Source organism: Holospora curviuscula (assembly GCF_002930195.1).
GTDB lineage: Bacteria > Pseudomonadota > Alphaproteobacteria > Holosporales > Holosporaceae > Holospora > Holospora curviuscula.
In genome coordinates this window covers 1-9,050 of the sequence record NZ_PHHC01000014.1, presented here as the reverse complement: position 1 = coordinate 9,050, position 9,050 = coordinate 1, and the positions used below count along the sequence as shown (strand labels likewise).

Sequence of the window (9,050 nt, the reverse complement as noted above, 5' to 3'; positions counted from 1 at the left end):
CACCTAACATTTGGGTTAAGCAATCAAGACGCCTATTGTCGATTTTGAAATATGGCTTTAAAATGCGCTTTAACTCGTTGACTGAAACCATGATGTATACCTCTTTTTCGATAATCGAGATTATACACTTTTTGTTTTTATTTCAGCGCGTTACTGTCAATGCAAACTAACTAACCAATTAGTTTTGTCCGGTACAGAAGAAAATATTATTCTTTATCTCAAAAAATGGCGCGAAATAATCATACGCTATGCCTAAAACACATCTTTATTCTGCCTGATGTTTAAATCTGATGCCTCGTCCTCTAGCTTAAAATCTCGTGACTACATTGTCTAGCTTTTTTTCTTGCATACCTAGTTTTTATATTATTTTAAAACACCAGAAGCAGCCCTTATGATTTTTAAGTCAATCATTATTTACATCTAGCGTTAAAGTATTGAACATTCTCTGCTAAACCCCAGCTTTAGCCCATTCCAGGAACTTTTTATGTATTTTTAAACGTACTCTCTGAGTAAAGCGCTCTAGGAGTTAATTATTTTAGCTATTCACATTACTGTTCTTGTACATACTTCATTTTCTAATAACTTTTAGGATCTCTGTGCCCTCCTTTACCAATAAAACGGATTTTAATTTACTAATCTTTTTTTAATCCTATAGTATTTTAGCTACTCATGTTGTAACGCTTCGAGTACAACATCTTTTGCTTTTAATGTCGACACTGCCTCAATGAAGGGATTAAGAGTATAGAGGGAATGACTATAACCATTATAAAACTACTAAAACTCAAGGAAATAAAAGTTTAATATATGATTAATCTATAACACTATTTGATTACAAGGAGAGCACAACAGCTTCATAATAAACTATTTTGCAATCACTCTAATAAAGCAGGGAAGCGGGTGTATCCATAGTACATTCGTTACCAATCACCCTATAAACTTCTCTTATGGGAAGAAAGCGTTGGAAAACAGAAAATGAGGCATTTAATATTTAAGACAAAGAGCTATAATCTAGAGCATCACTTTAGACATGAGAAAGCTAGCCTATCAATATTATTTGTGTGCGTTACTCTCATAATATCCATCTTCCATCACTTAAGCGCGCAACGAAGGAGTCAATATTGAGAGCTAGAATCATGTTTTGGCGCTAGAACAAAATTTTTCAAACGTTGCATTAACCAAACTCCATCCCTATACAGTGTAGGAGGTTAAAATGAAAATTGCTATAGTTAAATTATCTTGAATGACGTGAACAACCATAATAGGATAAAACAAAAAATATCCAAAAGCCTATAAAGTAACAATTTAAGAAAAAAACACATACATTCCCTGAACAAAAAAATATAAAAGAAAGCATTAGAAGTGGGTTAGGTACACAAGAATACAGTGAGTAGATGGTGTAGTTGATATAAGAAAGACAGAAAGTACGATGCTAGAGAACTTTTGTAGACTGGACTATTAAAAAGTAAAATTGTTTGTTAAAAATAATAAAAATGCTAAATTGAAGGATATGTCGTAATAGTATTCAAGAAGCTAGCGTTTTGAGATGGATATCTAGAAGGCATACAAAAGATACCAAAGCGAAGGCTTGTATATTAATGAAAGTATAGTAATTTAGCTTAAAAATGTGATTTGAAAGAATTGAAGTAAGGCCTTATATCATTCAGTACATTGAGCAAAGGGACGCTTAATTCATCGTTTCATAGTACCCTAGAATGTCTCAATGAAATTTAGGTCAGGCGAATAGGACAGTAAGAAGACTAGCTCGAAGCCACACGATTCAATCAATGCATTTTTGTTATAAGCGTTATGGAATGAAGCATGATCCATAATCATGCTGGGTTTTAGCGCTTTGATTCAACACTGCTCTCCCCAATGATTAAAAAGATTTGTATTTTATAGGATTTGTATTTTATAGGTTCCATGGATTAATTGTTTACTAAATTAGCTATATTGTGCCTTCTTTTGTAAGTAGTTACTGCATTTCTTACCTAAAAGCTTTGTTACTTCTCTTTTCCTTTATAAATAATCACTTCTATACCTCTCTAGTCACCTTATACAAAACGTTCAGGCGCTATGTCATTGATTGGTTTCTTGATATCTACTTCACACGCCTCCCCAAAGAAAAAGGTTTTAGCCTAACTTTTTAAATGCTCTATAGACAGAAATAACCCTTGCGTTAAACATCCTAGCGATCTCTGCTTATGTTTTATATACTTTATGTTGAACATACAGTTTTAGTGGATTTAGATCTATGGTTCTTTTACTTTCTACGTGCTTTAGGCTTAATGACGCCTTCTTTTTCCTGGCGTATCCCCACCCTCTACTTAGTACTTTTCTTTTGATTATTAGCTAAGTTTATCTATTCTATTACGCTTTCATTTTAGTCTAGGCTGTATTTTCTTTTGTCATGTTCTGACAATTATAACAACTTTAACCCTATTTTTAAGCTCAGTTACTATACATCCAGTTGAATAAATTGTAGCGCTATCTCAACGACAATACTCTAAAAAATAAAGGGTGTGTTGTAGTCCTATCAGATTATAACTGGAAAATGATATTAATTACACCTAACCACAGGAAAAAGTGCTGATGCTTTTAACTGAGACGAATAAAATTCCAGAATAATCTTTTGATACAGACAAAAATGTGTAAACTGTGGTGATGTAGTAAATGACACTGATGAATCTGCATCTGAGCGCGGTATTAGAAATTATCACATGATCAAAAAATCTAAAATCTTTTTTAATCTCTGTCTAAATCCAGTGTATAAATTTTTGATTTTCTATTTGGAGCCTGTATTGATGGATGAACGATCCGCCTTAACAAGAGCATAGAATAAGCGATCATCACCCTACTTTCGGCAGCTGCTACAGTAATTTCGTACTCTTTAGACGATCTTGGATAATGATTTAGCCAAGCCAAGGTTCGTTCAATGACCCATCTTTTGATGAGCACAGCTTATCTTGGGGATATGCGTTCTGAAATTTTAATTGTCTTGTTAAGAACATTTCCCACAAACTCTACCATAATTTTTTTATACTTGGCATCAGCGCAAGCACTTTTGAGTGTCGGAGACTGTTGCAGAGCTGCTTGCAAAACATTTCCCCCCCCTTACTGTATCATGTTAATTAGCGTCATGAATAGTACCGTGCACTAGATTGCTTTGTATATCCACAACACTATGGCGTTTACGTCCCTTTATTTTTTTTCCTCCGTCAATTCCTCGTTATTCACAAGCCCCGGTAGTTTTGACAGTCTTTGAATCAATTATGCTATAGCTCGGGTGTTCACTTCCACCAGTCTTGATGCAGGGCCACCGCATAAAAAATTTTATTTCAAAATACAGAAAAGTATGTCGTCACTCCAGCCCCCTCATTTTTCTGAACCTCTTGATTGATTATCTTTGCATCTGAGTTTGTTCAGAGCTATATGCGTGATTATCGCCATAGCTTGGGGAGCGTTTTCTTTTCGTGTGCTCCTTTGATCCTCACCAAATGACCTCTGTACTAGCCAATGTAAGGCCCCAATGGCTTTTAATATATGAGAGCATTGTTTCAGGACTAACTTCTAAAGAAGATCCATGCTACCGCACTTCACTAGAACACTTGCCTTTTATCTTACAAGCCGATTCTATCCGCGCCATGCTTTTAATAGAAAGCCCATTAGGGATATTTAAGATGAGCCATTGACTATCCTGACTTACCGAGCATTTTCTAACTTCAATTCTAGCGTGCCCCTTATCGTAATTTTCTCAATAATCGCGTCATATCATCTGAAAGATTTCCCTCATTACTTTTGAGAGAGAATATATAATCTTCTTCTTTATCCATGATTTTATCTGCAATTTTATTTTGACATCCCATGGCATCTATAGTGAGAATCGATCCTTTACTATCCAGCCAATCCAATATTTTCGATATTACTGTGAGCGCGTTGCTTTTATTCATTCCCTTGGCCTAGCCTCTGTAGCAAAAGTGCGTATCCTATGTAACATCTCAACTGCGCCTTGATGCCTTTCCATCGATTGCTATACCATTGCCGGGCTATAGGCTTCTAAAAAACCTTGGAAATGTATCGTCACGGGGTATGCCGTTCTTATAGGGCAGAGGACTCTTGAGATCTATCTTTAACTTCCCAACATCTTCAACATCTTGCCATTCCTCAGCCCCGCATAGCCCTGCGCACAAAGCCTTTAAGAATATCTTAGACATCCTATACAGCCTGTTCTTTACTCGACCTAGGATTAAAATGATCTAAAATCCTTCTTCTACTTCTTTCATTAACCTTACCTTAAATGGTTCACCATCTAAGGCATTCCCTTATTATTTTTCTTTTTTCAAATATTTATTTTTATGAGGTGGCCCTGAGTCTTTATCCGACTTATCTTGACAAGCTCCCTCAGTACTTTTTCCCATATTTCTTTGATCCTGAATCTTCGATAAAACGCATGTACAGTGGAGTATGGCGGAAAAGCTTTAGGAAGCATTCGCTATGAGCAGCCGCTCTTTATTATGTAAAATATTTCATTGTGTTTACTTCTATTACCATACTTGCCCTATTCAAAATGATCCTTAATGAGCTCCCCTTCATGATCTGTTAAATCTCTTGGATCACTCATTCTTATTACCTCCAAGCTTGACTATACCCCCTCCTTTTATCCATGAATAAAAGTTTTTACACTCTATTACGCTCTTATTAATTTTTCTGAATATTTCTAGAGATAAATTACTTGATTTTCAATTTTACTTTTAATGCTTGGGTTAATAAACCAATATGGCTGGGATTACCTAAAATCATATCCACAGCTGAGGTTTTAGTATTTGGACTTTTAGTGTAAATGGCAATGACAGGAAGACTGTCCATATTAAATTTACGAATATATTCTGCACACTTTTTAGAATGTTGTTCTGTCGCTGGACAGTTCATAGTTTGAGAAAAAGTTTTTTCAGGAATTTCGGGATGATGGTGAGAAAATAATTTTGGCCAATCCATCGCTTCTACAGGACTAAATCGTGTATCAATGATATCTAAGGCTTTTAAGAGACCGTCATTTTTTTTCATTTTGTGCGCTGCAAGTAAAGCTTTAGTGGCACAATGAGAAGCAGAATTTGTAGGGGCATAGACTACATGAACTGTCGTGTGATTTCCAAAAAATTTTTCTTTTTCTAATTGAATTAGATTTTTAATTAAAGTACGGCAGTGAGGGCAATAGGGCGAAACGAATGCAACAATAGAATTTTTAGGCATAGAATCTTTTTCAAAGTTGGTCAATTCTATTCCGGGAATAGAATCCAAGGTAATGGTTTCAAGAGATTTTTTTAGTAAATTTTCTTTTGAATCTGAAGCGTTTTCTCTGTCCGCCATATAATGATAACTCATTTGTGCTAAAATATTAAACATTTCAGGATTTTGTTCAAACATTTCAACAATTTCTTCTGGATATATTTTAGCCAAAATTTCTGAAGTAGTTGTTGCAAATAAAAAAAAGAATAATAATTTGTTCATTACATAAAAAAACTTTTTTTTCAATGTACATATAAACATAGTAAGATCAAAAAGAAGTAAAAAGATTGTCAGACGATACAAAGAAAAAGTACCTTGTACCACTTCCTATTCCACAAAATAAAATCGTTAAGAAGACTTCGTCTATCTAATGTGTGCCATGCGCTGAAAGAAAATTTCTGTTTAGTACCCTATAGAAGGCATAGATTTTTTATATAAAGAAACTTTCAGGGATAAAAATGATTAAAAAGAAAAACTATGGGGAAAAATAAGAAAAAAAAATTATAAATTTTTTGCTTTAATTTGAATACTCATTTCCTCCCTAAAAAATAAAAAAATGAGATTTAGAGTTAGTTTGGGGAGTGAACTTATCACAGTACATATAAAACCTGGTGCGTAATAAGATTTTGATCAAAAATAATGGATCTGTTACTATTGGATACATTGGTTAGATTTTAGCAGTTTAAGTATTCTAGATAAAAATTCCACAAGGTTGAAAACAAATAAGTCATGGTTTCATCCTTTTCCTTTCTATTGTAGTTATGATTAGACATTTCTCAAAATTTTTTAATACTACTGATAGCATGCTCAACAACAATTCTAATACCATAATGATTTTTAGCTGGTAAAATCTGTACAATTCCTCGTCTTCCCTAGAAAATAACAGTATTCTTGAAGGTATGAATTTTTGTCTTGCCTGAATATTTTTTTAGTATTGACTTTTTTTGACGTTTTGTTCTGCTTTCCCCGCTATCAAGAAATAACTCTTTTGCTTCTGAGCGTACTTGAAGTCATTCTTCTAGCCAGATAATCTTATTGTTTTTCACTATAGTAAATCATATAGTATTAGGCTCGGAAGATAAGCGGATTATAGCCTCATATTATGGAGCGAATTTTGTAACTTTATCTTTAACGAATCGTTTTATATTAGCCCAGAATTTCTTAATGGGGGTCATTTCGGAAGAAAATATGGCAGTAAAAACACTAGCCCGCAGCCCAGCGATTCAATCACTGCTTTTATCTTATAAGCGTTATAGAATGAGGCATGATCCATAATCAGGCTTGGGTTTAGGGCTTTAACTAAACACCGTTCTACCCAATGACTAAACATGCAAGAACCATTAACACTCACGGAAGCGATGGATTAATTATTCCAGCTATACTATCATTTTTTTTGTAATATGTACCACGTTTTTACCAAACAGTGTTTACTTCTCTTACCCAATCTCTATTTTTTCAAATCTTCTCTCTATACCACTCTTGTCCCTCTATACAAAAATTTTAGGCGCTATATCGTTGATTGTTTTTTGATATTTATTTTTTCATAAGTATCCCAAAAGGTAAACATTTTTACCGCTAACGCTTAACTTTTAAGCCTTCTATAGACGAGAAATAATGCCTGCGTTATCTCTGCTTATGTTTTATCTTTGTTATTTTTAACATACAGTATTAGCTGATTTAAATCGATGGTTCCTTTGCTGTCTAATCGTGCTGTAGGCTTGATGACTGCTTCTTTTTTTCACGGTATCCACCCCCTCTACTTAGGCTACTTTGACCCACCATAACTATTTTTGCGCGTGTTTTTTAATCATGATCAAAGCTTATGTGTGCTATTTTTCTTTTCTTTAAGTCTAGTGATAACAACTCTAATCCCATTTTTAATCTAAAATACTATATTACAAAAAAGTCTATAGTATAGCTGAAATAGTCAATCAATCGCTTCCGTGAGTGTTAATGATTCTTGCACTATAAATCTTTTTAATTATTGTGTAGAACAGTGTTGAATCAAAGCGCTAAAACACGAATGAGGGGTATGTATTATTCCATAACGCTTATAAAAGACAAACAAAGTAATTGAATCAGTTTTCTGCGGGCTAGTTTTCTCACCGCTATATTCTTCCCCGAGGTGAACCCCATTGATAAATTTTGGGCTACTATAAAACGATGGATTAAGGATAAAATTACAGAATGCGCTCAATGGTATTAGGGGATGATTCAATTTTTTTTATACCTAATACTATATGATTGACTAGGACCGTAATTAATCTATGGATACCACTACAGAATGCAAAAAATTAAAACGTTAGTAGCAATCAACTATTTTTTCTGGTAGTAATAACAGGCATTTTATGACCTAGTCAGTAATCTCTTGGCTCATGATTATTTTACATCTTATGGGTCTACTAACAATCATAAAAAAAAATTAATGGAATTGCTTATTAGAGTTCGTATTTTTCTCTATATGTTCACTTAAAACAAGGTAATGTTCCAAAGAAATTAATTTTTTAGTATATTTTTCTAGTAAAATTCCTAAAGTCTTAAGTCTTTTTTCTGACGATTTCCCTTGCTGAATCCTAATGCACTCTAAGTTTAAGGTATTAACTAATTTTACGAAAAAAAATTTTTAGTATAAAGTTGTTAATACCTATGAAATAACTCACTAAAGAGTTACCCTGTAACCAGACTGGGTGCTGGATAAATGCTACTGCTTTTTCTTGCCCGACCTAACCCATTTCGCTTTGCTAAGGTGCTCCGCTTCATTGCGTAATTCGGTGCAACCATAGGATAGTCCATAGGGAGCCCCCAACGTTCTTTGTACTGCTCTGGGGACATTTGGTAGGTTGTGCGAAGATGCCTTTTCAACATCTTTAATTTTTTTCCATCTTCGAGACATACTAAATAATCATCGTGAACAGATTCTTCTTTTGGGACTGTAGGGTTCAGACCAGCATTATGATACACTTTAGAGTGCAGATTATTCAGAGTAGAATACACGTTATGAATGGCCTGAGTAAGCTCGGTAATATCGAGATTATTATTCTGCGTATATCCCCCAACAATCTGTCCTAAAGCGATCATAATAGCATCTGACTGAGGTTTTTGGTTTGCTGACATTTGTTTTCTTTTATTAAAATATTTTCTGTAATTAGAAATATACTATTTTTACAAAAAGTGCAATAGGTAATACGCAACAAAATCGCTTTTTTAATAAAAAAGATAATTCTATATATCTGTTCATATCTTTTTTTTATTAATTTTTATTCAATACATTGTATCAAAGGTTGAGTTTTTGGTGAAAAATGAACTAAAGGATATAACGTTTAAGAAGTATCAATGATTATAAATCCTGATCTTGCAAGAACGCCTCAATGCTACCTCCAATTTTGCGCTGCCTTACTTTAGCCTTCTCCCATTTTAGTCCCATCAAGTTAAGAACCCATCTTCGCACTTTGAATAAATACTTGATACAAAATGGAGAATAATCGTTGAATCAATATATAAAGATGCAATATATAAAGATGGTATATTAAAAAATTTAAATAAAAATTTTATTATAACATTTTTTTTCTATGGTCTATTGGTTGTCTGGAAATAAAATTACAACCATTGGTCCCGATGTCCGTATAAGGAGATGTATAAAATTTTGAAGGTATATGTATATACTAAGAATAAAAAAAATATTGAGGACTGTATAGCATGATAAAAAGAATTCAGCGCTTCTATTCCTGGAATATGATCCTGCAAATTCTGGGCGCAATCGCATGCGT

At 33.7% G+C, this 9,050-nt stretch carries 7 protein-coding genes; all 7 read right to left on the bottom strand.

The genetic code is table 11. The annotated features are described in order from the left end of the window. Positions 1–1,707: 1,707 nt before the first annotated feature. On the bottom strand, positions 1,708–1,833 hold the full coding sequence (locus tag HCUR_RS09970; protein ID WP_104206279.1) for a transposase: 126 nt from the start codon (positions 1,831–1,833) through the stop codon (positions 1,708–1,710). A 1,125-nt stretch (positions 1,834–2,958) separates the two neighbouring features. Beyond that, positions 2,959–3,096 carry a hypothetical protein gene (locus HCUR_RS08040; RefSeq protein ID WP_165780582.1) on the bottom strand — a complete coding sequence of 46 codons (138 nt, stop codon included), beginning with the start codon at positions 3,094–3,096 and terminating at the stop codon, positions 2,959–2,961. Between the two features lie 641 nt (positions 3,097–3,737). Beyond that, complete coding sequence (locus tag HCUR_RS07620) at positions 3,738–3,947, bottom strand: transposase family protein (RefSeq protein WP_129591783.1); 210 nt, start codon at positions 3,945–3,947, stop codon at positions 3,738–3,740. Between the two features lie 96 nt (positions 3,948–4,043). Further along, a complete protein-coding gene (locus HCUR_RS09965) occupies positions 4,044–4,220 on the bottom strand; it encodes a transposase family protein (protein WP_423751879.1) in 177 nt (58 codons plus the stop codon). 116 nt (positions 4,221–4,336) lie between these two features. Continuing rightward, complete coding sequence (locus HCUR_RS07615; protein WP_129591782.1) at positions 4,337–4,486, bottom strand: transposase; 150 nt, start codon at positions 4,484–4,486, stop codon at positions 4,337–4,339. A gap of 239 nt (positions 4,487–4,725) precedes the next feature. Beyond that, positions 4,726–5,529 carry a DsbA family protein gene (locus tag HCUR_RS00415; protein ID WP_207760830.1) on the bottom strand — a complete coding sequence of 268 codons (804 nt, stop codon included), beginning with the start codon at positions 5,527–5,529 and terminating at the stop codon, positions 4,726–4,728. Positions 5,530–7,950: 2,421 nt separating this feature from the next. After that, complete coding sequence (locus tag HCUR_RS00410) at positions 7,951–8,397, bottom strand: Ros/MucR family transcriptional regulator (RefSeq protein WP_104206276.1); 447 nt, start codon at positions 8,395–8,397, stop codon at positions 7,951–7,953. Positions 8,398–9,050: the final 653 nt, after the last annotated feature.